We start from the raw sequence: 23,012 nt of genomic DNA, 5'->3' as shown, positions 1-23,012 counted from the left end.
ATTATTTGATAATTTTAGCTACCACGCCAGCACCTACTGTACGGCCACCTTCACGGATAGCGAAACGTAAACCTTGGTCCATCGCGATTGGGTGGATTAAGGATACGGTCATTTTGATGTTATCGCCAGGCATAACCATTTCCACACCTTCCGGTAACTCGATAGTACCGGTTACGTCAGTTGTACGGAAATAGAATTGTGGACGGTAACCTTTGAAGAATGGAGTATGACGACCACCTTCTTCTTTGGATAATACGTACACTTCAGATTCGAAATCAGTGTGTGGAGTGATTGAACCTGGTTTCGCTAATACTTGACCACGTTCGATTTCTTCACGTTTTGTACCACGTAATAATGCACCGATGTTTTCACCTGCACGACCTTCGTCAAGTAATTTACGGAACATTTCAACACCGGTTACGGTTGTTTTCGCAGTTGGTTTGATACCTACGATTTCAACTTCATCACCAGTACGGATGATACCACGCTCTACACGACCAGTTACTACTGTACCACGACCGGAAATAGAGAACACGTCTTCAATTGGAAGAAGGAACGGTTGGTCGATTGCACGCTCAGGTTCAGGAATGTAAGTATCTAATGCTTGAGCTAATTCAAGGATTTTTTCTTCCCATTCTGCTACGCCGTTTAACGCTTGTAATGCAGAACCACGAATGATTGGTGTATCGTCACCCGGGAAGTCATATTGAGAAAGAAGTTCACGAACTTCCATTTCAACTAATTCTAATAACTCTTCGTCATCTACCATGTCGCATTTGTTTAAGAATACGATGATGTAAGGAACACCTACTTGGCGACCTAATAAGATGTGCTCACGAGTTTGTGGCATAGGACCATCAGTTGCTGCTACTACTAAGATAGCACCATCCATTTGCGCCGCACCGGTAATCATGTTTTTAACATAGTCGGCGTGTCCCGGACAGTCAACGTGTGCGTAGTGACGTGTTGGAGTGTCGTATTCAACGTGGGATGTATTGATGGTGATACCACGCGCTTTTTCTTCCGGCGCGTTATCGATTTGGTCGAATGCACGAGCTGCACCACCGTAGTGTTTTGCTAATACGGTTGTGATAGCTGCAGTTAAAGTGGTTTTACCATGGTCAACGTGGCCGATTGTACCCACGTTAACGTGCGGTTTTGTACGTTCAAATTTTTCTTTAGACATTGAGAGTCCCTCTAAACAAACACGGTTATCGATGGTTCAATTTACCAGACTAACCAAAGTATTAAAATTTGTAATGGAGAGATTATTAAGAAGTGGTGCTGATAGGCAGATTCGAACTGCCGACCTCACCCTTACCAAGGGTGCGCTCTACCAACTGAGCTATATCAGCGCTTGGAGCGGGCAGCGGGAATCGAACCCGCGTCATTAGCTTGGAAGGCTAAGGTAATAGCCATTATACGATGCCCGCCGTTCTTAATTCATCTGTCCCATCGATCGCTTAGAAATGGTGGAGGGAGAAGGATTCGAACCTTCGAAGGCTGAGCCGGCAGATTTACAGTCTGCTCCCTTTGGCCGCTCGGGAATCCCTCCACTCTAAGTTGGAACTTGAATACGAGAAATGGTGCCGACTATCGGAATCGAACTGATGACCTACTGATTACAAGTCAGTTGCTCTACCTACTGAGCTAAGTCGGCGTCGTAAACAAGTGAGGCGTATTATAGGGATTTTTTTATGCCTGACAAGTTTTTTTTTAGTAAATAAAGTTTTTTTTGGTTATTCGTTTAATTATCAAGCAAAAACTCTCTAACGTCGGTGAATTTAGCTGATTATGCAAAAATTTTACTGCTCAATCTCTTATTTATAGGGTATATTTTGCAACCTATCATTGGCTAAAAAAGAGTAATTCAGCACGTGGACTTTTCGGTTTCTCCTTCTATGTCGGAACAACTTACGCCATTTTTATCATTTGATCGGCAACGTTGGGCAGAATTGCGTAAATCGGTTCCGTTAACATTAACCGAACAGGATCTCAAACCTCTGCTTGGGATAAATGAAGAACTTTCCCTTGACGAAGTTCGCACTATCTATTTGCCGTTAGTCCGTTTGATTAACTACTATATAGATGAAAACATTCGTCGCCAAAATGTGTTGCGCCGTTTTCTTGGCGGACAAAACACGAAAGTGCCCTACATTATTAGTATTGCAGGTAGCGTAGCGGTAGGGAAAAGCACCTCTGCCCGGATTCTGCAATCGCTCTTAAGCCATTGGCCACAACAACGTAAAGTCGATTTGATTACGACAGATGGTTTCCTACACCCGTTAGCCTATCTTCAAGAACACAATTTATTGCATAAAAAAGGCTTTCCGATTTCTTACAACACGCCAAAACTGATTCGTTTTTTAGCAGATATAAAATCCGGCAAGCCAAATGTTACTGCGCCAATTTATTCTCATCTAACCTATGACATTATTCCTAATCAATTTAATGTCATCGATCAACCTGACATTTTGATTTTAGAAGGGTTAAACGTCTTGCAACCCAATAGAAATCAATCCAATGAGCTGTTTGTGTCTGATTTTGTCGATTTCTCTATTTATGTTGATGCGGAAGAAGACTTATTAAAAGAATGGTATATTCACCGCTTTCTGAAGTTCCGCCAAAGTGCTTTTACCGATCCGAACTCATATTTCAAACATTATGCGAATCTCTCTGAACAAGAAGCGGTTACCACGGCAGGGAAAATTTGGGATGAAATTAACGGATTGAACCTGAAGGAAAATATTTTACCAACGCGAGAACGCGCAGACTTAATTCTAAAGAAAGGCGCAAACCATGAAGTCGAATTGGTCACCTTAAGAAAATAACAAAAAAAGCACCGCACTTTATTATTCAAAGTGCGGTGCTTTTTTTAAATGGATTTTAAATATCCAAATTCGCTCTTAACGCATTGCTCTCAATGAACTCACGGCGAGGCTCAACTTCATCTCCCATCAAGGTGGTGAATAACTGATCTGCCGCCACCGCATCTTTGATAGACACTTTCAACATGCGGCGAGTGTTTGGATCCATTGTTGTTTCCCAAAGCTGTTCCGGGTTCATTTCACCTAACCCTTTATAGCGTTGAATCATCAAACCACGGCGAGACTCTTTCATTAACCAGTCAATTGCCTGCTCAAATGAGGTCACCGCTTGTTTACGTTCGCCACGCATCACATAAGCGTTTTCTTCTAATAAACCGACCAATTTTTCACCCAACGCAATTAAGCGGGCATATTCATTACCGGTCACAAATTGGAAGTTCAAGAAATAATCCGTATCAATCCCATGCGTTCTTACCGTCAATACCACTTCATGCAGGTTCCGTTCAGCGTTGAATTGCAAACGATAGCGATAATGTCTGCCGTCGGTTTCTTTTCCATTTAAAGAAACAACCAAAGAATCAGCCCAAGAATTGACCGCACTTTCCTGTTGCATTAACGCGGTGGTTAACGCCGGTTGATAAATCAATTCTTTTAATACACTTTCCGGGTAATAACGACTCAAGCGGGTCGTCATTTTTTGAACTGCAAGATATTCGGAAGCGAGATTTTGTAACGCCACGCCTTGCATGCCCGGTGCATTGTCATTCACATAAAGCGCCGCATTTTCCAACGCAATCGCCAATTCAAATTCTGCCATGGCTTCATCGTCTTTAATGTATTGCTCTTGTTTACCTTTTTTCACTTTATACAACGGTGGCTGGGCAATATAGACATAACCGCGCTCAATCAGCTCCGGCATTTGACGATAGAAGAAGGTCAATAACAACGTACGAATGTGCGAGCCGTCCACATCCGCATCGGTCATGATAATAATGCTGTGATAACGCAATTTATCCGGGTTATATTCGTCACGACCGATACCGCAACCTAACGCCGTAATCAATGTACCCACTTCTGCGGAAGATAACATTTTGTCAAAGCGGGCTTTTTCCACGTTCAGAATTTTCCCTTTTAACGGCAGAATCGCTTGGTTTTTACGATTACGCCCTTGTTTTGCCGAACCGCCCGCAGAGTCACCCTCCACGATATAAAGTTCGGATAACGCCGGATCACGCTCCTGACAATCGGCTAATTTACCCGGCAAGCCGCCCAAATCTAATGCGCCTTTACGACGGGTCATTTCACGGGCTTTACGTGCAGCTTCACGCGCACGTGCCGCATCGATAATTTTGCTCACGATGATTTTGACATCGTTTGGATTTTCCAATAAATAAGTTTGCAAATACTCATTCATTAAAGATTCCACCGCACTTTTCACTTCGGAGGAAACCAATTTGTCTTTTGTTTGAGAAGAGAATTTTGGATCCGGTACTTTCACGGAAATCACGGCCACCAAGCCTTCACGAGCATCGTCACCGGAAGTCGCGACTTTAGATTTTTTGGTATAACCTTCATTTTCCATGTAGTTATTCAGCGTACGGGTCATCGCCCCACGGAAACCAGCCAAGTGCGTACCACCATCGCGTTGTGGAATGTTGTTGGTAAAGCAGTAAATATTTTCGGCATAACCATCGTTCCATTGCAACGCAATTTCCACGCCAATACCGTCTTTTTCCGCAGAGAAATAGAACGGTTTCGGATGAATTGGCGTTTTACCTCGATTGATATATTCCACAAACGCTTGAATACCACCTTCGTAATGGAAATGGTCTTGTTTATCGGTGCGTTCGTCAATTAAACGAATAGAAACACCGGAGTTTAAGAAAGATAACTCTCTTAAGCGTTTGGCTAAAATATCGTATTCAAATTCAATGTTCGTAAAAATCGTTGGGCTTGGCCAAAAGCGTACGGTTGTGCCGGTTTGGTCGGTTTCACCAATGACCGCTAACGGAGCAACGGGATCGCCAAGGCGATAAAATTGTTCATGCACTTTGCCTTGACGGCGAATAGTCAGTTGTAATTTATCAGACAACGCATTAACCACAGACACGCCCACACCGTGCAAACCACCAGAGACTTTATAGGAGTTATCGTCAAATTTCCCGCCGGCGTGCAAGACGGTCATGATCACTTCGGCGGCGGAAACGCCTTCTTCCGGGTGAATATCCACCGGAATACCGCGCCCATCATCTTGCACGGAAACGGAATTATCGGAATGAATGGTCACGATAATATCATCACAATACCCGGCTAAGGCTTCGTCAATAGCGTTATCCACGACCTCGAAAACCATATGGTGTAAACCTGTTCCATCGTCTGTATCCCCAATATACATACCGGGACGTTTACGCACTGCATCAAGGCCTTTGAGTACTTTAATACTGTTTGCACCGTAATTTTCAGGGGTATTTGTTGACATAATCTTTCTCTATTTTATTCGTAAAAAATTGGGCGGAATTATAGCAAAATTTTGCGTCATTAGCTAAAAATAAGTGAGATCACACACATAAAAAGGCGCAAAATTCATCACAACAACGTGTTTTATCCTTCGGTTTTTCGGGCATTTTTATGTTCACGAATTAACGCCATAAACGGCTGCCCAAAACGTTCCAGTTTAATGCTACCCACGCCATTAATTTGCAACATTTCAATATTGCTAACCGGTTGATATTGCGCCATTTCTTGCAAAGTCGCATCGTTAAACACGATATACGGGGGAATATTTTCCTTATCGGCAATTTGCTTACGCAAGAAGCGCAAACGTGCAAATAAATCTTTGTCGTAAGAACCGACCGCACTTTTGTGCATCATCGCAGTGGTAACGATAGACGATAGACGTGGCGTTGCCAATTCCAACGGCATCTCTCCCCGCAAAATCGGCTTGGCGTTTTCTGTGAGCTGTAACGTATTGCCATACTCGCCAATGATTTGGCGAACTAAGCCCAAATGAATGAGCTGACGCAACACGGACTGCCAGTATTCCGTACTGTGTTCTTTGCCGATGCCATACACACTCAGTTGGTCGTGCTGCTGGTCACGAATTTTCTGATTATTCATGCCACGCAATACGGCAATGACATAATGGGCGCCATAAGATTGACCGGTGCGATAAATTGCCGACATGATTTTTTGTGCGTCCAACAACCCATCGTATTTTTTCGGTGGATCGAGACAAATATCGCAATTTTGACAGGCTGTTTGACGATGTTCGCCGAAATAATTCAATAAGACCAAACGGCGACAGGTTTGACTTTCGGCAAATTCGCCGATGGCTTGCAATTTATGCTGTTCAATTTGGCGCTGTGGCGTTTCCGGCTTTTCCATCAACATTTTGTTCAGCCACACATAATCCGCCGGATCGTAAAACAACACCGCTTCTGCCGGCAAATCGTCACGCCCTGCACGACCGGTTTCTTGATAGTAGGATTCAATGCTACGCGGTAAATCGAAATGTGCCACAAAACGCACGTTAGATTTATTGATCCCCATGCCGAAGGCGATCGTCGCCACCACTACTTGGATGTTGTCCCGCTGAAAATCCCGTTGTACCTTTTCTCGCAAGCTATTTTCCATGCCCGCATGATACGCCGCCGCTCGCACACCTTTGTTACACAGCGTTTCCGCAATGCGCTCTACTTTGTTGCGGCTGTTGCAATACACAATGCCACTTTTGCCTTTTTGTGCCACTACGAAACGACAAAGCTGTTCCATCGGCTTAAATTTTTCCACTAAGGTGTAACGAATATTCGGACGATCGAAACTGCCCACATGAAAATGCGGTCGATTTAGCCGGAGATTTTGCAGAATATCTTGTTGCGTTGTGGGGTCTGCAGTAGCTGTCAGCGCCATAATCGGTACGTTCGGGAAACTGCCTTTTAAGCCGCCAAGTTGGGTATATTCAGGGCGAAAATCGTGCCCCCATTGGGAAATGCAGTGCGCTTCATCAATGGCGATAAAGCTCACCTGGCATAAAGAAATAAATTGGAAAAAGCTGTTGGTCATGACTTTTTCCGGAGATAAATACAATAATTTTAACTGCCCGGAAATTGCCCTATTTTGCACCTGTTGTTGTTCTTCAAACGTTTGTGAAGAATTTAAATAATCCGCTTCTACGCCGCTGGCGCGCAGTTGATCCACTTGGTCTTTCATCAAAGAAATCAACGGCGACACCACCAAGGTCATCCCATCAAAACACAATGCTGGAATTTGGTAGCACAACGATTTTCCCGTGCCCGTCGCCATGATGACCAAACAGTCCTGACCGTTCAGCGCCGCCTGGATAATTTCCTCTTGCCCTTTACGGAAAGCTTGATAGCCGAACACCGAATGCAACACATTCTTTGCCGTCGCATAAAGTGCGGTGGATTTTGCCGACGATTTATCGAGAAAATCCACCGCACTTTTCATCGGTTCGTATGAGGTCAGGTGATTCATTAACCGAGCTGCACCTGCTCACCATGTTTAGCAAGCGCTTCAGTTAGAGCCTGCCAAAAATCCAAGCCGTCGTTGCTGACCCAACGCTCGTTTTTATAGGCAAAATGGAAACCACCATTGTGGCTCGCCAACCATAATTCCAACAACGGTTCTTGTTTGTTGATCACAATTTGACTGCGATCGCCAAGCGTAATCGTGAACACGGAGCCTTGGCGTTCACAATCGGCATCACAATCTTGCGCTTCCAGTTGCTCTTCAATTTCATCCCAAATTTGCTCGATTTTCTGATGAAACTCAACGATATTCATAAAATCACTCCAATAAATGACTGTAGGGCGGAAATTATAAAGATTTTCTGTGCGTTGTGATAGCACAAAGCCGGATTTAGTGGTAAAAAGAACAGTCTAATTTGAGCACAAGGAGCAACCAATGAAAAAACTGATTTCCGTATTTTTACTCATCACATTGTGTGCGCTAAGTACCGGCTGCGGCGTCAAAGGCCCATTATATTTTCCGGAACAAGACAGCGCTCAGAAAACAAGCAAATAACTTTTTATAGGCAACCTTATGGACTTTTTCCAATATAAAAACAATCAACTCATGGCGGAAAATCTGCCGGTCAAACAATTGGCCGAACAATTTGGTACGCCGTTGTATGTTTATTCCCGAGCCACCCTTGAACGCCATTGGCACGCATTTAATAACGCTTTCGATGAGCATCCGCACTTGGTGTGTTTTGCGGTGAAATCCAACCCGAATATTGCGATTTTAAACGTAATGGCAAAATTAGGATCAGGCTTTGACATTGTGTCCCAAGGGGAATTGGAACGAGTCCTTGCCGCCGGCGGTGACGCGGCCAAAGTAGTCTTTTCCGGCGTCGCAAAATCTCACCAAGAAATCGCTCGTGCCTTAGAAGTCAATATTCGTTGTTTCAACGTGGAGTCGGAAGCAGAATTGTTGCGCATTAACCAAATCGCCGGTGATATGGGCAAAATCGCCCCAATTTCATTGCGCGTAAATCCGGATGTGGATGCTCATACCCACCCTTATATCTCCACCGGTTTGAAAGAAAATAAATTCGGCGTGAGTGTAGAACAGGCTCGAGAAGTCTATAAATTAGCCGCCACCTTACCAAATATTGAAATTGTCGGCATGGATTGTCACATCGGCTCACAACTCACTGAATTACAACCCTTTTTAGATGCCGTAGATCGCTTAATTGTACTCATGGAACAATTAAAACAAGATGGCATTCATTTAAAACACTTAGACTTAGGCGGCGGCTTAGGCGTGACTTACACTGATGAAGCCCCGCCACATCCGACAGAATATGCCAAAGCGTTGTGGGAAAAATTGAGTGCCTTTAGCGAACTGGAAATCATCGTTGAACCGGGGCGCGCCATTACCGCCAACGCGGGTATTTTGGTAACCAAAGTAGAGTATTTAAAATCCAACGAAAGCCGTAATTTTGCCATTGTGGATGCCGGCATGAACGACATGATTCGCCCGGCGTTGTATCAAGCCTACATGAACATTCTCGAAATAGACCGCACTTTAGCGCGTGAAGAAAAAATGTACGATGTCGTCGGCCCGATTTGCGAAACCTCCGATTTCCTCGGCAAACAACGCAAACTTGCCATTGCGGAAGGGGATTATTTAGCCCAACGATCTGCCGGTGCCTACGGCGCAAGTATGTCTTCCAACTATAACTCTCGCCCAAGAACGGCGGAAGTCATGGTGGATGGCGATAAAGCGTATCTTATTCGTCGCCGCGAGACTTTAAACGAATTGTGGCAATTAGAAAGCTTATTGCTGTAACGCAAGGTGAAACATAAAAAATCCCGCAAACTCACTTGCGGGATTTTTTATAAACACATCGGTGAACAAAACTACGCTCTTACCGCGATGGCTTCAATTTCTAAGCCAACATCTTTCGGCAGGCGGACCACTTCCACACAAGAACGTGCAGGGAAACTCGGGTGATGATTTTCTTTGAAGAAACGCTCATATTCGCCATTGACTGCCGCAAAATCATTTAAATCTTTCACGAATACCGTTGTTTTCACAATATCAGCAACAGTGAGTCCGGCTTGTTCAATAATCGCTTTCACATTCTCTAACGACTGGCGAGCTTGTGCCACAATATCTTTCGGCACTTCACCGGTTGCCGGATTGACCGGAATTTGTCCTGAAGTCAGCACTAAATTGCCTAAATCAACGGCTTGTACATAAGGCCCGATAGCAGCCGGCGCCTTCTCTGTATGAACTACTTTCGTCATTTTTTCTCCTAACTGATGATTTTGTGGAACGCTATTCTACGTTGAAATCGATAACATGTCAGTTACCATATAACACTAATCAAACTCGCTCGGGTCAGACCCCACATAATCCGCAAAATCCTCTTGATTAAAACCATGTGACAGCATGTATTGCCAAATTTTTTGGCGCATTTTCGGCGGTTGCTTTTCCTTATAATCAGGAAACTTTTTGCGTAACACATTTAACGCCAATGCCGACCAATCAATATCGTATTCACGGACAACCGCTTCAATGGTGGCACTTTCAATACCTTTTAACTGGCGCAATTCTTGTTTAATTCTATTGACACCATAGCCTCGTTGAGAACGGCTGTTCAAATAACTTTCGGTAAAACGTTGATCACTTTGCCAGTTTTTTTGCTGGCAATGCGTAATAGTCTGATCAATGTCTTCCTCGGAAAAGGCTTTTTCCTGCATTTTACAACGCAGTTCAAATTCGCTGTATTCACGGCGAGAAAGTAAATTCATCACATAATTAAGAGCAAGGGAGGACATATTGTGTCACTTGTGATTATGGTTAAAGAACAGATAGAAAAAGTGCGGGCAAAAATGACCGCACTTTTTTACATCACTCATTTTATTCGAAATCAGCGTCACCGGCTTCGTCTTCAACGTCGGCGGTAATGGCCGTTTCCGGATGCGCCAATAATTCATCACGCAAAGTGCTTTCAATTAATTTCGCTTGCTCCGGATTCTCTTTTAACCATTTCATCGCATTGGTTTTACCCTGACCGATTTTCTCGTTTTCATAAGCATACCATGCGCCGGCTTTGCTGATGAGCTTGTGTTTTACGCCAAGATCAATCAATTCGCTTTCTTTAGAAATCCCTTCACCGTACAGGATTTGGAAATCCACTTGACGGAATGGCGGCGCAACTTTGTTTTTCACCACTTTCACGCGCGTTTCATTACCAATGACCTCATCGCCTTCTTTGATTGAGCCAACACGGCGAATATCCAAACGCACAGAGGCATAAAATTTCAGCGCATTACCACCGGTGGTGGTTTCCGGGTTACCAAACATCACGCCGATCTTCATACGAATTTGGTTAATGAAAATCACTAAGCAGTTGGCATTTTTAATTTGTCCGGTCAATTTACGCAACGCTTGAGACATGAGACGCGCTTGCAAGCCCACATGAGAATCGCCCATGTCGCCTTCGATTTCCGCTTTCGGCGTTAAGGCCGCAACGGAGTCAACAATAATCACATCCACGGCACCGGAACGTACTAAGGCATCACAGATTTCTAACGCTTGCTCACCGTTATCCGGTTGAGAAACCAACAACTCTTTCACATCCACGCCCAGTTTAGAGGCATAAATTGGGTCTAAGGCATGCTCCGCATCGATAAAGGCACAGGTTTTACCTGCTTTTTGCGCTTCAGCGATCACAGAAAGCGTCAAAGTGGTTTTACCGGAAGATTCCGGGCCAAAAATTTCAACGATACGTCCCATTGGCAAACCGCCGATCCCTAACGCTAAGTCAAGACCGAAGGAACCGGTGGAAATCGCTTCAATATCCAATTTTTGGCTGTCGCCTAATTTCATGATGGCGCCTTTACCAAATTGTTTTTCGATTTGACCTAACGCGGCTTCGAGCGCTTTTTGTTTTTCTTCTTGAGTTGCCATTTTTTACCTCGGGAAAATCATTATCAACATTCGCGCTTATAATAACTGTATCAATATACAGTATCAAGTGAAATTTTGATCTTTTTAAAAATAATGTGACACTGCTTCCAAAACCGCATTATTTTGCGGTTTATTCTGCTTGAGACATGATGTCTTCTATGCTTTCTTGGAGTGCCAACCAGTCAACTTCTACCTCTTCCAGCTGCTTTTTCACCTGCACCTGCTCGGCTAAAAGTGCGGTTAATTTTGCTTTCATTTCTACATCGTACAAACTCGGATCCGCCAACTCCGTTTCAATCTGCTGTAATTTAGCCCCCAGTTTTTCCATTTGAGTTTCTCGCTCCGTTGCCTGTTTGCGTAATGGCGCAAGTTGTTGGCGAAGTTCCGCTTCCTTACGTTTTTGCTCTTTACGGTTGGCAGCAGAATTTTCATTTTCACTGGGCTCATTTTGTGCTTTTATCTCTGCCGGCTGTGCATTCTGCTCGTTCAGCCACTTCTGATAATCCGCCAAATCCCCTTTAAATTCTTCCACTTGCTTGTCATGCACCAAATAGAATTCATCCACGGTATTGCGCAACAAATGGCGATCGTGCGACACCAACACCAAAGAACCTTGATAATCCACCAACGCTTCGGTCAGCGCCTGACGCATATCCAAATCCAAGTGGTTGGTCGGTTCATCCAACAAGAGTAAGTTCGGGCGTTGCCACACAATAAGCGCCAACACCAAACGCGCTTTTTCGCCACCAGAAAAAGACGCCACCGGCTGATTCACTTTGTCGCCGTGAAAAGCAAAACCACCTAAATAATCGCGCAGTTGTTGCTCTGTTTGTTGGGGCGCAATTTTTTGCAAATGCCACAAGGCGCTTTCATCCGCGCGCAACGTGTCTAATTGGTGCTGGGCGAAATAGCCTAATTGTACGCCTTTGGCTAATTGAATCGTGCCACCGGTCGGTGCGATTTCACCCGCTAATAATTTAATTAAGGTGGATTTCCCTGCACCATTTTTACCGAGCAGCCCGATACGTGAACCGGGCACCAGATTCAGTTTAATTTTACTTAAAATTTCCACCGCACTTTCGCCCAAACCATAACCGGCAGAGGCGTTTTCCATCATTAATAACGAGCTTGGCAGGGAGAGCGGTTCGCGGAATTCAAAATGAAACGGATTATCCACATACGCCGGTGCAATTTTTTCCATACGTTCCAACGCTTTAATACGGCTTTGCGCCTGTTTAGCTTTGGTGGCTTTGGCTTTAAAACGGTCGATATAACGCTGCAAGTGATCGATTTTCAGCTGTTGTTGGCGATACATCGCATTTTGTTGCGCTAATTTCGTTGCCCGTTGCAATTCAAAGGAAGAATAATCGCCCGTGTATTCATTGAGTTTTTGTTGTTCAATATGCAGAATTTTGCCGACAATCGGGTCTAAAAAGTCGCGATCGTGCGAGATTAGAATCAATGTCCCCGGATATTGCTTTAACCAGCGTTCCAACCAAATCACGGCGTCCAAATCCAAGTGGTTGGTCGGTTCGTCAAGCAATAATAAATCAGAGCGACAAATCAAGGCTTGAGCCAAATTCAACCGCATCCGCCAACCACCGGAAAACGCCTTCACCGGCTGAGACAATTCCGCCTGAGAAAAGCCCAAACCGTGCAACAACTCGCCGGCGCGTGCTTCTATCGTCCAAGCATCAATAGCATCAAGTTGATTATGCAAAGTGGCGATCGCATTACCGTCATTGTCAGCATTCGCTTGCTGTAATGCCTGTTGCAGACGGCTATATTCACGGTCGCCCTGAATCACATAATCAATGGCGCGACAATCCAGTGCGGGCGTTTCTTGATTCACCCATGCCAACGCCCAAGTTGACGGGAAAGAAACCTCACCACCTTCGGCGCTCATTTCATTTTTAAGCAACGCAAATAAGGAGGATTTGCCGCAACCGTTTTTGCCGACCAGACCAACTTTTTGTCCCGGATTAATGGTGGCATTGGCGTTTTCGAGGAGCGTAGTCAAGCCCCGTTTTAGGGTTAAATTTGTGAAAAAAAGCATTGGTTTATAACGAATTTAATATAAGATATTGATTTGTAAAAAGACGCGTTATTTTCCACTTTTTTCTCGGAGTTGCCAATGTTTGATTCTCTCGTCGTTCAATTCGTGGTGCTGTGGGCGGTCATCGATCCGATAGGTTCTATTCCCGTTTATTTAACCAAAACAGTGGGTCTTTCAGTGGAAGATCGCCGCAAAATCGCTTTAAAAGCAGTCATGATTTCCGCCGGCATTTTGATTTTCTTCCTCATCGCCGGACAGGCTTTGTTAGAAGCCATGCAAATTCCGCTCACCGCCTTCCAAATTGCCGGTGGTTTGGTGTTATTGCTGTTCGCTTTGACCATGATTTTCGGTGAAGGCAAACCGGAACAAGAAATTAAACTCTCATCCAATCTCAACGAACTGGCGGTGTATCCGTTAGCCGTGCCGTCTATTGCCTCGCCCGGCGCCATGATGGCGATTGTGTTGCTCACTGACAACCATCGTTTCAGCCTGTTCGATCAAACCATGACAACCTTAATCATGCTTTCTGTGTTGTTGATTACCTATCTTTTATTCCTCGCCGCCAACCGCATTCAACGCTGGATTGGTAACACCGGCGCTGCGGTGATTAGTCGCGTGATGGGATTAATTTTAGCCGCTGTCGCCATTAACAATATGTTGGTAGGGATTCGCGATTTCTTTACGCAAATGAGTTAATCGATTTATTTTCTACAAAGTGATTTGCCCCCAAAAAGTTGGACAGGTTAGTTAACTTAAATATTGAGCTCGGTATTGCACTGGGCTTAATCCTTTTAAATCAAGTTTAATTCGTTCTTGATTGTAATACACCAAATATTCTTCAATTTCAGCCTGTAATTCAGCGATTGAATGATAGCTCCGTGAATAAAAACACTCTGATTTTAGTATCGCAAAAAAACTTTTAATCACCGCATTGTCGTAGCGATTTCCTCGGCGGCTCATACTTTGAACCGCTTTACCTTCCAACATCTTTACCCATTCCGCCGAGCCATACAATACGCCTTGGTCGCTATGAATAATCGGGCATTCTGTCGGTTTAAGCCGACTAAGCCCTTGTTCTAGCATACCTTTCACCAATGAAAACTTCGGGCATGTTGCAAAGTTATAGGCAATAATTTCTCGGTTAGCCAAGTCCATCAACGGTGAAAAATAAAGCTTTTCTTGCCCAACATGAAATTCCGTTACATCCGTTACCCATTTGGCGTAATTTAAATGTCACGGGGCGATAACCATCTCGTTTTCTGTTCTTTTTGTACAGCGATAAGATAGTCTCTTTTACCTCGTGATAATTTCGCTTAATCTCTTTATAGTAAAAGCTTGAACGAGGCATTTTAGCCACATAAAGTAAATCATTTAATGCGTGGTCCGGCTTCAATCTTTCAATGATTTTTCTTTTTTCTGTCGTTGTTTTTGACGGTCGAGCTTCTCCAACTCCTTTAGGTAAGCAATCTCCGCACGAGCCAAGGCGAGCTCTCGTTGTAACTTTTTAAACGCTTTAGGTGAAAAGTCTGTAGTTTCCGGGATTTCAATGTCTTTCTTTTTCATCTTTGGCTTCGCTATTTTCGGTGTTTGAAGGGTTGTATGAGGTGATTTTACGCCATCAAGCCCTCTTTCCCGAAACGCTTTTAGCCAATAGATGACGGCAGAATGGGGAATGTTATGAAGTTTAGCCACCTCACGGATACCATAATCCTGTTCGGTGACGAGTTTGATAATTTTCAAACGAAATTGATAAGGGTAGGACATAATCTGCACCTCAAATTAGGTGTCCAGGTTTTGGGATGCAGATCAAAAGTGCGGTCAGATTTGACCGCACTTTGAAAATATTATTTACTATTTAAGTACATTACCATCTAATGCTACGTTAAATGCTTTTCCGCCTTTAATGCCTGGTATGATGACTTGAGGACTATCAAAGTTACAAGTTTTATCTCTAAGCATATCACACGGTAGGGCGCAAAGCGAAGGGGCTGGGCTAGGCTTACAAGATGAGCCCCCTTTCGCTTGGCAATTTTCAACCGCCATTTCTTTAGCGTGCTCAGGAATAATACTATTTCCGAAGTAATCTCTCATACCTCTACTATCTCGACCACTAGCTAACCCTAAACACATATTACTTATACCAATCACTAATTGGCAGTCTTTGCCACCATACTCTTGACATTGTTTTAGTGAATCTTGTTTGGCTTGCTCAAGAGTACTATAAGCTGCATCAGAAGCCCACATCATTTGATTTATTTCTGGAGTGCGAACAATTGCAGCCCATAATCTAGGTTTAATTTTGCGTTTTTTTAGTTCTTCTGGTGTAGCAATTTTTACTGCTTCTTGATACTCACCACAACCAAATTCTTTTTCAATGTCTCCAAACCCTGTGGCATCTCTAATAGATGTGATTTTATGGCTTGCATCCGTAAATACATAAGTCCATGTATGACCACCAGTATATACTTTTTCTGTTGTTAGAAAGATTGTTCTAGAGTTTCTGCCAACTTCATAGGTTTGTAAATCATAAAGAGCAAGTCGATAAGCGTGAATATAACTTCTTTCATTGTCTTTAAAGCATTGATAAGATTCATCTGGCAAACGTTTTCGAGCAAAAAACTCATAGTCTTCTTTACCATGCCAGTATAAAGTGTCTAATGGGTTATACATTGTTGAGCAACTTGTTAAAAAGAGTGTGAACGCAACTAGACAAACTAGCTTAATCTTATGAGATAACATGAGATATATTTCCTTATTAAAGGATAAAGATACGTGATAATAATATAGTAATTTGCTCAGGTTATCAGATTTTATTGTAAGTATAAAGTGAATATTTTTATAGGTTTAAATAAAAAAAGTGCGGTCAATTTTTCAAATGTTTTTACAGACATGGCTGTTTCCTTAAAGGGGGGATCCTTTAATAAGGATTCGAGCCCCCTTTTTTATGTGAGTACAGGAATAGATCTATTTTTTAGTCTTTTTCTCTTTTACAAAGTGTTTGCCATCAAAACGATAATAAATGCGTTCTGAGGTCATTTTTCCGTTACCACATGTATCTTCAAATTGATGTACTAACGGGAAGCTAAAGCGGTTATTTTTCAAGTCGTAATCAAAATAGGCATTCGATTCTGGTAAATCATTATTCGTATATGAGATATACGATACACCAATATTAGAAGTTGGTTCTTTACCTTGAATCAGATTGGCTTCTTCTAAACCTTTTTCCGTAATTTGATAAAATTTCGCTGCGATTGCATGATGACATTGACTGTAGATGTCAGCAGTTTCTACAAAATAGTAAGGTTTTCCATTCAATTTAGGGGCTGTTAGGCTGGTTATATCAGAATCAGAGTCTAACTCATTAAATTCCGTTTTCCAAGTGCCGTTAGGTAACTGATAACGCCAAATGCTGCCATATTCGTGCATTGTCCCGCCAGATTGCCAATCCCAAGTCAGAATCTGAAGCTTATTGTCTTTTGACGTGAGCACACCAACCCCCGCTTTAGGTGCTTTTTCCCAAGCGCAGAATTTGCCTTCTAAATTTTCAATTTTGGCTAGTGCGTCTTTAAAACGTTTTTCTGAAGACTGGTATTTTTCTTCATTGTTTTCGTTATAGTTGCCGTAGGTTTTCATCTCTGAATAACTTGCGGCTAATTCGGTATCAATGATTTCACATTGGTTAGCATAAGCGGCAGAAGAAAAGAGACACAGGCAAAGTAAGATTTTTTTCATAGAGCGTTCCTTTTTTAAGATTATCTTTCGCAAGCAGAGAAGGTGATTGTGCAATTCGCTGAATTCGTTTTACAGGCTGCCAAGGCTTCTTGTTCAACTTCTTCTCGCTTCATTCCGAAATTGCCAACTGCGGCATATTTTTCAGGGGAGTCTCCCGTTGCAAGAGCAACACAAGCATGATTAGCTTCTGTCACAATTTGACAATATTGTTTATTTGTATCCGTTGAAGCAAGCTCACAATTCTTTAGTGCTTTATTTTGAGCAGGCTTTATCATATTTCCCTCGCCATAACCAAAAGCACCATTTTTTGGATTATAAGCAATTACACTCCACCAATTAGGAAATTCTAGAATTGGCGGTCGTGGTGGATACGAGATTTGATCTTCGATTGAAGGTGTTGTTGCAAAAGCTGAAACGGATAAAGCACATAAAGCCAATGTAAGTAATTTTTTCATAATAATCCTTTTGTTAGGGCGTATCTGATACGCTCCATATTGATTTTAAGCGTTTATTGATACATAAAGTATGGATAATTCGCATCTAATTGACGGATTTCAATTTGGCAGTTTTTAGCTTTGCTTGCTTGGCAATTTAATAATGCTTCCTTTTCAACTACGCCGCAAATCCCAGAATTTGAAAAGAAGTAAGCCCAATTCCCTTTTTTATCTTTTGAAGATGCCATAGCAAGACAGCCATTTAATTGTGTTGCCGCTCCTTCGCATTCTCCTCGTTCTGCTTTTTCACAGTGCAATCTTGCATCCATGATAGCCGTAGATTCGCCTAAAAAGCCGCTTGACCATCCCCAATCTCCAGTGGCTTTATTGATGGCAATGGCAGCATAGTAGTCAGAACGTGGTGGTTCTGCTGGCACATTCGAATAACCACTAGAATATCCACTTTGAGGTGGAGCTGAATTATATAGGATCATTTTTCCGTCAGGACCAATAATTCGACACGTTCCAGTTGCTGGATCAAATTGCCCGCCACAGCTATTGGCATAGGGGGATCCAATAAGTATCATCAATGGGATTAACCAATATTTTTTCATTTTTATTCCTTGTAAAAGGTGAGAGAAATTTGACCGCTCTTGTAGCAAGAAGATTCAAGTAGTATGGGCTTTTTACAATTCACGCACGAGTGTGTATGACAGCCTTGCGTGAATGTCCCCTATAAGCTAATCTCTTAATAGTGGTTCAACCAAGTATTGATACGTAGAATCAAGCTGGTGGATTTCAATTTTACAGTTTTTAGCTTTGCTTGCTCGACAGTTTGATAATGCTTCTTTTTCAACTGAGCCACAAGTCCCTGAATTTGATAAGAAATAAGACCAACTACCATTTTTGCCTCTAGATGATGCCATTGCAAGACAACCATTGAGTTGTGTTGCCGTAGTGTCACATGGGCCATTCCCTGCTTTTTCGCAGTTATTTTTGGCATCTTCGATAGCAGAAAATTCAGTCAAAGTACCTGTTGACCACCCCCAGTCACCAGTATTTCTATTCACAGCGATTGCTGCGTAAAAAGGGATGGGGCGGCTAGGGATATTTGAATAGTCATCACTTGAATACCCTCCGGAATATCCTCTTTGAGGTGGAGCTGAATTATATAGGATCATTTTTCCGTCAGGACCAATAATTCGACACGTTCCAGTTGCTGGATCAAATTGCCCGCCACAGCTATTGGCATAGGGGGATCCAATAAGTATCATCAATGGGATTAACCAATATTTTTTCATTTTTATTCCTTGTAAAAAGTGAGAAAAATTTGACCGCTCTTGTGGTAAGGCAATTAACGTATTGTGTATTTTTCAAATACGCTACAAACTAAAATAATTTTTGTTTTGCTTGGCTAATTTTAAAACCGTGTTTTTCTTGGTTTGAGCAAGTAACTGAATCACCAGACGCAGTACATTGCCAACCTTTGCCTTTAATTGTTTCGCCGTCTTTTAAGATCTGAGAGTCTGGTACAGCGGGGATATCACTGGCACAAACAAGTGAGGCTTTTCCTGTAGCGCCAACAGAAAATAGCTCGCCCCATTCTAATTCACAATCTTTCGGACGCGGCAAAATCGGTTTTCCTTTGATTTTAGTAACACATTCAACTTTGGGGTTTAGGTCAGGAATATCGCCAGAGCAATAAATAGTATCATTAGCAGTGCGGAAACTGATAAAAGAGTCTGAGTTTGATGCTGTTTCTATTTGCGGGGTTAAGGCAAAGCTAGAAGCAGAGAAAGTACATAAAGCGAATAAAAATAACTTTTTCATGATGAATCCTTATTGAATGGAGAGATTGGTAAAATTCCTACAAAATTTAACCGCTTGCAAACCCTTTTGAATTGCTAAGTTATGAGTTTACTTGTTTTATTTCTTACAATAAAGGTAGGATAACAAACTTAACAATAATGGGCATAAAAAATAAATATAAACCGATGAGGTTTGGAACACGCCATCATAATTGGTGCCTTGTAGCGCATTCAAATCAAATAAATATTTCCCGAATACTCCAACTTTCGCCATCCATAGCAACATCGCAAAGTATCTTCTTTATTCACTTTAAATTATGAATATTGCTCTTGTGGACCATAATAAGTTGTTAAGGTTAGGTCATACTGTTTATTTTGAATAGATCAATACTTTATTAAAATGCTCAGATAAATATCTTTTCTGAAATGCTTGAATATTTATTCTTTTAAAGAGATAAGTAAATCATAGACAAATACCTTTACGCCCCTTACTATGTTCCTTTTTATTTGGTATGACTTATGACTCGAATTAATCTTGTTCCACCTGAGGAGCTTTGTGATCAGCATCTTTTAGCTGAACATCGTGAATTAACCCGCATTCCTAATGCCGTGGCGAAAGGTAAATTTCATTTGAAAGGACAGCCTACGGAATATAAATTAGGTGAAGGGCATGTGCGTTTTTTCTTTAATAAATTGGCGTTTTTAAAGAAACGGTATGATGCATTGCATGCGGAATGTAAGGCGCGAGGCTTTAACGTACAATATATTTGGAATGAAATGTTACCTGATGATCCAAGTTTATGGTTGGACTATGAAGCCACAGAGGCGGCGTTACAGATTAATCGGGAACGTATTCAGGAAAGAATGCCACTAAAGGCGAGATTTACACCACATCTTCCAAAGAGTGGTCAAAAATAAAGGAGTTTTCACTTCCCCTGTGGGGAAATTACAGGGGAAGTGAATGGGTTTAAATTATTTATATTCAACTACGATATCACTTTCGTTTACGGTATCACCATAAACTGGCAATAAAGTTTTTTCGTAAGCTTGTTTTAAACGACCATCTTTGCCTAAGGTTTGGATTTCGTTATTTAACCAATTTAACAAATCAGGTGCATCTTTGCGAACAGCTGGTGCAATAACATCTTGATCACCAAAGTTTTTTACGCCCACAGTATAACCTGGATTTTGTTTTGCCCAAGCGAATAAGAAGGTATTGTCGTTAGATAAGGCATCACCACGGCCATCACGTAAGGCTTCAAAGGTTTCTGTATTTTGTTCGAATTTCAATAACTTCACATCTGGATAGTTTTTGGTAAAGAAAATATCAGCCGTGGTGCCTTTATCTACAATTAAAGTTTTGCCTTTTAATTGTTCAAGATCAGTAATGACTGAGCCATCTTTTGAAACAACACCGAGTGCCACTTTCATATATGGATTAGCAAAATCTACCACTTCTTTACGAGCTGGTGTCACAGTAAAGTTAGCTAAGATAATATCAACTTTCTTAGAAAGTAAGTATTCAGCACGGTTTGCGGCATCCACTAAAACAAACTCTACTTTGTTTTCGTCACCTAATAAGTCTTTACCGATCGCTTTACCAATTTCGACATCAAAGCCTTGGCTTTTACCTTGCGCATCCACATAACCAAATGGTGGTTTATCGCTAAATACACCAATGCGCACTTTGCCATCTTTTTGTATTTGCTCAAGGCTTGAGATTGTTTTTGCTCCGTCTTTAGCGGGTTCTTTATCATTACACGCGGTTAAGCCAAATGCTAAGGTGGCAGTGGCTAAAAGTGCGGTCAAAATTTACAGTGGATTTTCACCGCACTTTTTGTTTGCCTTTAGCTTTTCCCTTGAAATAAAAAAGCGGCTTTCACGCCGCTTTTGTTTTTGTGTGGAATGACTTACTTCGCGCCAATAAACCCAATGGCGTCATACACTTTCGCTAACGTTTCTTGTGCACGTGCTTTGGCTTTTTCCGCACCGTCTTTAGCAATTTGGAGGAGTAATTCCTCGTTGTTGCGGAAATGATGGTAGCGTTCTTGCAACGTGGTCAACATGGCGGAAACTTCGTCGGCAACAGCACCTTTGAGGTGACCATACATTTTGCCTTCAAATTCTTGCTCAAGTTCTGCGATGGTTTTGCCGCTCACGCCGGAGAGAATGTCGAGAAGATTGGACACGCCCGCTTTATTTTTCACGTCATAACGAATCACCGGCGGCTCGTCAGAATCGGTTACCGCACGTTTAATTTTCTTCGCGACTGCTTTCGGATCTTCTAATAAGCCGATAACGTTGTTGCGGTTTTCGTCCGATTTGGACATTTTCTTTTCCGGCTCTAGCAAGGACATCACGCGTGCACCCGCTTTCGGGATGAATACTTCCGGCACAGCAAAGTGCGGTCCGTATAACGCATTAAAACGTTGCGCAATGTCACGAGTGATTTCCAAATGTTGTTTTTGGTCTTCGCCCACCGGCACTTGGTTGGCTTGGTAAAGCAAAATGTCTGCCGCCATTAACACCGGATAAGTGAACAAGCCTACGTTGATATTTTCCGCATAACGGGCGGATTTATCTTTAAACTGGGTCATACGACCCATTTCGCCAAAATACGTGTAGCAGTTTAACACCCAAGCCAATTGCGCGTGTTCCGGCACATGAGATTGGATGAAAATGGTAGATTTTGCTGGGTCGATACCGCAGGCTAAATATAACGCCAACACGTCCAAGGTAGCCTTACGTAATGCCGCCGGATCTTGGCGCACGGTGATGGCGTGTTGATCCACGATACAGAACAGGCATTCATAGTCATCCTGCATTCTCACCCACTGACGCAACGCACCGAGGTAGTTACCGATAGTCAATTCACCTGATGGCTGTACGCCGCTGAACACGATAGGTTTGGTCATTTTTACATCCTTAATTTTTAAATCTTATTATTGATAGCGCAAGCGTCCACGCTTGTGCTGTAGCCAAAATTAAATAAAGGCACAAACGTGGTCGTTTGCGCCATCCATTCAGAAGAATCAATCAAACAAGCGTCAATAACTCCGCGAAATCCTCAAACACCCAATCCGGATGGGATTCAGAGATTGGAATGTTGTAGTTGTAACCGTAAGTCAACCCCGCCACCGGGCAACCGGCATTATGCGCGGCAATAATATCATTGCGGGAATCGCCGACAAACAGCACTTGTTTCGGGTATAAGCCAAATTTACCGCATAAATAGAATAGCGGGCCCGGGTGCGGTTTGATGGCCGGTAACGATTGTCCACCCAACACTTCATCGAATAACTCTTCAATGCCGAAAGCCTTCAACACCGGGCGGGTGTGTTGGGTCGGTTTGTTAGTGACGACAGCCAAACGGTAACCTTTGGCTTTGAGCTTCTGCAAAGTCTCTTTCACGTGAGGGAATAAACGGCTGCGATTGCAGATATTTTCGCCGTAAAAGACATTAAAACGCTCTTTTAATGTGGCAATTTGGCCTTCCGTCAAGGTTTTGCCTGATTGTGCCGTTGCCCATTCCAATGCGCGGGCAATTAAAATCTGCGCGCCGTTGCCAATCCAAGTGAGCACCAACGCTTCAGGCGCTTGTGGCAAATCGAATTCTGCTAACGCTGAATTCACGGATAGAGCCAAATCAGGCAAGCTGTCCACCAAGGTGCCATCCAAATCAAAACCGATTAATTTAAACTGTCCTGTCATG

The 23,012-nt window shown here is 42.7% G+C and carries 23 protein-coding genes, 4 tRNA genes and 1 pseudogene; 5 read left to right on the top strand and 23 right to left on the bottom strand.

Features of this window, described 5'->3' with window-relative positions; all coding sequences use genetic code 11:
- Position 1: 1 nt before the first annotated feature.
- From tuf to ACO5E4_RS07810, 5 genes are all read right to left on the bottom strand, one after another.
- Positions 2 to 1,186, bottom strand: a complete 1,185-nt coding sequence (tuf, locus tag ACO5E4_RS07830) for an elongation factor Tu (protein ID WP_109092123.1) — start codon at positions 1,184 to 1,186, stop codon at positions 2 to 4.
- A 93-nt stretch (positions 1,187 to 1,279) separates the two neighbouring features.
- Positions 1,280 to 1,355 (bottom strand) — tRNA-Thr (locus ACO5E4_RS07825).
- Between the two features lie 3 nt (positions 1,356 to 1,358).
- A tRNA-Gly gene (locus ACO5E4_RS07820) sits at positions 1,359 to 1,433 on the bottom strand.
- Between the two features lie 37 nt (positions 1,434 to 1,470).
- A tRNA-Tyr gene (locus ACO5E4_RS07815) sits at positions 1,471 to 1,555 on the bottom strand.
- 29 nt (positions 1,556 to 1,584) lie between these two features.
- Positions 1,585 to 1,660: transfer RNA gene (locus ACO5E4_RS07810), tRNA-Thr, on the bottom strand.
- Between the two features lie 241 nt (positions 1,661 to 1,901).
- Between ACO5E4_RS07810 and coaA the strand changes: the two genes are divergently transcribed.
- Positions 1,902 to 2,831: a type I pantothenate kinase gene (gene coaA, locus ACO5E4_RS07805; protein WP_485862640.1), complete on the top strand. Its 930-nt coding sequence runs from the start codon at positions 1,902 to 1,904 to the stop codon at positions 2,829 to 2,831.
- A 55-nt stretch (positions 2,832 to 2,886) separates the two neighbouring features.
- On the opposite strand, the gene gyrB is transcribed toward coaA, so the two are convergent.
- The 3 genes from gyrB to cyaY form a co-directional block, all read right to left on the bottom strand.
- Positions 2,887 to 5,307, bottom strand: coding sequence for a DNA topoisomerase (ATP-hydrolyzing) subunit B (gene gyrB / locus ACO5E4_RS07800; RefSeq protein WP_485862639.1), 2,421 nt, complete (start codon positions 5,305 to 5,307; stop codon positions 2,887 to 2,889).
- A 122-nt stretch (positions 5,308 to 5,429) separates the two neighbouring features.
- A complete protein-coding gene (gene recQ / locus ACO5E4_RS07795; RefSeq protein WP_485862638.1) occupies positions 5,430 to 7,322 on the bottom strand; it encodes a DNA helicase RecQ in 1,893 nt (630 codons plus the stop codon).
- On the bottom strand, positions 7,322 to 7,630 hold the full coding sequence (gene cyaY / locus ACO5E4_RS07790; protein WP_021615942.1) for an iron donor protein CyaY: 309 nt from the start codon (positions 7,628 to 7,630) through the stop codon (positions 7,322 to 7,324). Before cyaY ends, recQ begins: the two co-directional genes overlap by 1 nt.
- A gap of 121 nt (positions 7,631 to 7,751) precedes the next feature.
- On the opposite strand from cyaY, the gene lptM reads away from it, so the two are divergent.
- Entirely contained in the window at positions 7,752 to 7,871 is a 120-nt protein-coding gene (gene lptM / locus ACO5E4_RS07785) for an LPS translocon maturation chaperone LptM (protein WP_230621930.1), read from the top strand.
- Positions 7,872 to 7,889: 18 nt separating this feature from the next.
- A complete protein-coding gene (lysA, locus tag ACO5E4_RS07780; protein ID WP_485862637.1) occupies positions 7,890 to 9,140 on the top strand; it encodes a diaminopimelate decarboxylase in 1,251 nt (416 codons plus the stop codon).
- A gap of 71 nt (positions 9,141 to 9,211) precedes the next feature.
- Here lysA and ACO5E4_RS07775 read toward each other — a convergent pair whose 3' ends face one another.
- From ACO5E4_RS07775 to ACO5E4_RS07760, 4 genes are all read right to left on the bottom strand, one after another.
- Positions 9,212 to 9,601 (bottom strand): RidA family protein, encoded by a 390-nt coding sequence (locus tag ACO5E4_RS07775; protein ID WP_485862636.1) that lies wholly within the window; start codon positions 9,599 to 9,601, stop codon positions 9,212 to 9,214.
- A 75-nt stretch (positions 9,602 to 9,676) separates the two neighbouring features.
- Positions 9,677 to 10,135, bottom strand: coding sequence for a recombination regulator RecX (recX, locus tag ACO5E4_RS07770; protein WP_485862635.1), 459 nt, complete (start codon positions 10,133 to 10,135; stop codon positions 9,677 to 9,679).
- A gap of 82 nt (positions 10,136 to 10,217) precedes the next feature.
- Complete coding sequence (recA, locus tag ACO5E4_RS07765) at positions 10,218 to 11,270, bottom strand: recombinase RecA (RefSeq protein WP_230621926.1); 1,053 nt, start codon at positions 11,268 to 11,270, stop codon at positions 10,218 to 10,220.
- A gap of 130 nt (positions 11,271 to 11,400) precedes the next feature.
- Positions 11,401 to 13,326 carry an ABC transporter ATP-binding protein gene (locus tag ACO5E4_RS07760; RefSeq protein WP_485862634.1) on the bottom strand — a complete coding sequence of 642 codons (1,926 nt, stop codon included), beginning with the start codon at positions 13,324 to 13,326 and terminating at the stop codon, positions 11,401 to 11,403.
- 78 nt (positions 13,327 to 13,404) lie between these two features.
- Between ACO5E4_RS07760 and ACO5E4_RS07755 the strand changes: the two genes are divergently transcribed.
- Positions 13,405 to 14,022, top strand: a complete 618-nt coding sequence (locus ACO5E4_RS07755) for a MarC family protein (RefSeq protein WP_048749193.1) — start codon at positions 13,405 to 13,407, stop codon at positions 14,020 to 14,022.
- A gap of 51 nt (positions 14,023 to 14,073) precedes the next feature.
- On the opposite strand, the pseudogene ACO5E4_RS07750 reads toward ACO5E4_RS07755, so the two are convergent.
- The 8 genes and pseudogenes from ACO5E4_RS07750 to ACO5E4_RS07715 all read right to left on the bottom strand — a co-directional run.
- Positions 14,074 to 14,487: pseudogene (locus tag ACO5E4_RS07750) on the bottom strand (transposase); the annotation flags it as partial.
- Positions 14,488 to 14,715: 228 nt separating this feature from the next.
- Positions 14,716 to 15,090: a transposase gene (locus ACO5E4_RS07745; RefSeq protein WP_454906788.1), complete on the bottom strand. Its 375-nt coding sequence runs from the start codon at positions 15,088 to 15,090 to the stop codon at positions 14,716 to 14,718.
- Between the two features lie 87 nt (positions 15,091 to 15,177).
- Positions 15,178 to 15,996, bottom strand: coding sequence for a DUF4189 domain-containing protein (locus ACO5E4_RS07740; protein WP_006719837.1), 819 nt, complete (start codon positions 15,994 to 15,996; stop codon positions 15,178 to 15,180).
- 294 nt (positions 15,997 to 16,290) lie between these two features.
- A complete protein-coding gene (locus ACO5E4_RS07735) occupies positions 16,291 to 17,058 on the bottom strand; it encodes a type 2 periplasmic-binding domain-containing protein (RefSeq protein WP_006719839.1) in 768 nt (255 codons plus the stop codon).
- Between the two features lie 20 nt (positions 17,059 to 17,078).
- Positions 17,079 to 17,513: a DUF4189 domain-containing protein gene (locus ACO5E4_RS07730; RefSeq protein WP_485862633.1), complete on the bottom strand. Its 435-nt coding sequence runs from the start codon at positions 17,511 to 17,513 to the stop codon at positions 17,079 to 17,081.
- 53 nt (positions 17,514 to 17,566) lie between these two features.
- Positions 17,567 to 18,106, bottom strand: coding sequence for a DUF4189 domain-containing protein (locus ACO5E4_RS07725; RefSeq protein WP_006719843.1), 540 nt, complete (start codon positions 18,104 to 18,106; stop codon positions 17,567 to 17,569).
- Between the two features lie 126 nt (positions 18,107 to 18,232).
- On the bottom strand, positions 18,233 to 18,793 hold the full coding sequence (locus ACO5E4_RS07720; RefSeq protein ID WP_485862632.1) for a DUF4189 domain-containing protein: 561 nt from the start codon (positions 18,791 to 18,793) through the stop codon (positions 18,233 to 18,235).
- Positions 18,794 to 18,881: 88 nt separating this feature from the next.
- Positions 18,882 to 19,322, bottom strand: a complete 441-nt coding sequence (locus ACO5E4_RS07715) for a DUF6636 domain-containing protein (protein WP_485862631.1) — start codon at positions 19,320 to 19,322, stop codon at positions 18,882 to 18,884.
- A gap of 497 nt (positions 19,323 to 19,819) precedes the next feature.
- Here ACO5E4_RS07715 and ACO5E4_RS07710 point away from each other — a divergent pair, with 497 nt between their 5' ends.
- The gene (locus ACO5E4_RS07710) at positions 19,820 to 20,218 is read left to right on the top strand and encodes a pyrimidine dimer DNA glycosylase/endonuclease V (RefSeq protein WP_006719848.1); all 399 of its coding nucleotides are present in this window, start codon (positions 19,820 to 19,822) and stop codon (positions 20,216 to 20,218) included.
- Between the two features lie 54 nt (positions 20,219 to 20,272).
- Here the strand turns inward: ACO5E4_RS07710 and ACO5E4_RS07705 are convergent, their stop codons facing one another.
- The 3 genes from ACO5E4_RS07705 to ACO5E4_RS07695 all read right to left on the bottom strand — a co-directional run bounded on the left by ACO5E4_RS07705 (position 20,273) and on the right by ACO5E4_RS07695 (position 23,011).
- Entirely contained in the window at positions 20,273 to 21,112 is an 840-nt protein-coding gene (locus ACO5E4_RS07705; RefSeq protein WP_485862739.1) for a cysteine ABC transporter substrate-binding protein, read from the bottom strand.
- A gap of 98 nt (positions 21,113 to 21,210) precedes the next feature.
- Positions 21,211 to 22,215, bottom strand: coding sequence for a tryptophan--tRNA ligase (gene trpS, locus ACO5E4_RS07700; protein ID WP_485862630.1), 1,005 nt, complete (start codon positions 22,213 to 22,215; stop codon positions 21,211 to 21,213).
- 121 nt (positions 22,216 to 22,336) lie between these two features.
- The gene (locus ACO5E4_RS07695) at positions 22,337 to 23,011 is read right to left on the bottom strand and encodes a phosphoglycolate phosphatase (protein WP_314954210.1); all 675 of its coding nucleotides are present in this window, start codon (positions 23,009 to 23,011) and stop codon (positions 22,337 to 22,339) included.
- Position 23,012: the final 1 nt, after the last annotated feature.

It is taken from the genome of Aggregatibacter sp. (assembly GCF_057314075.1).
Note: the sequence above shows the minus strand (reverse complement) of the source record. Positions and strands in the feature narration are given on the sequence as shown.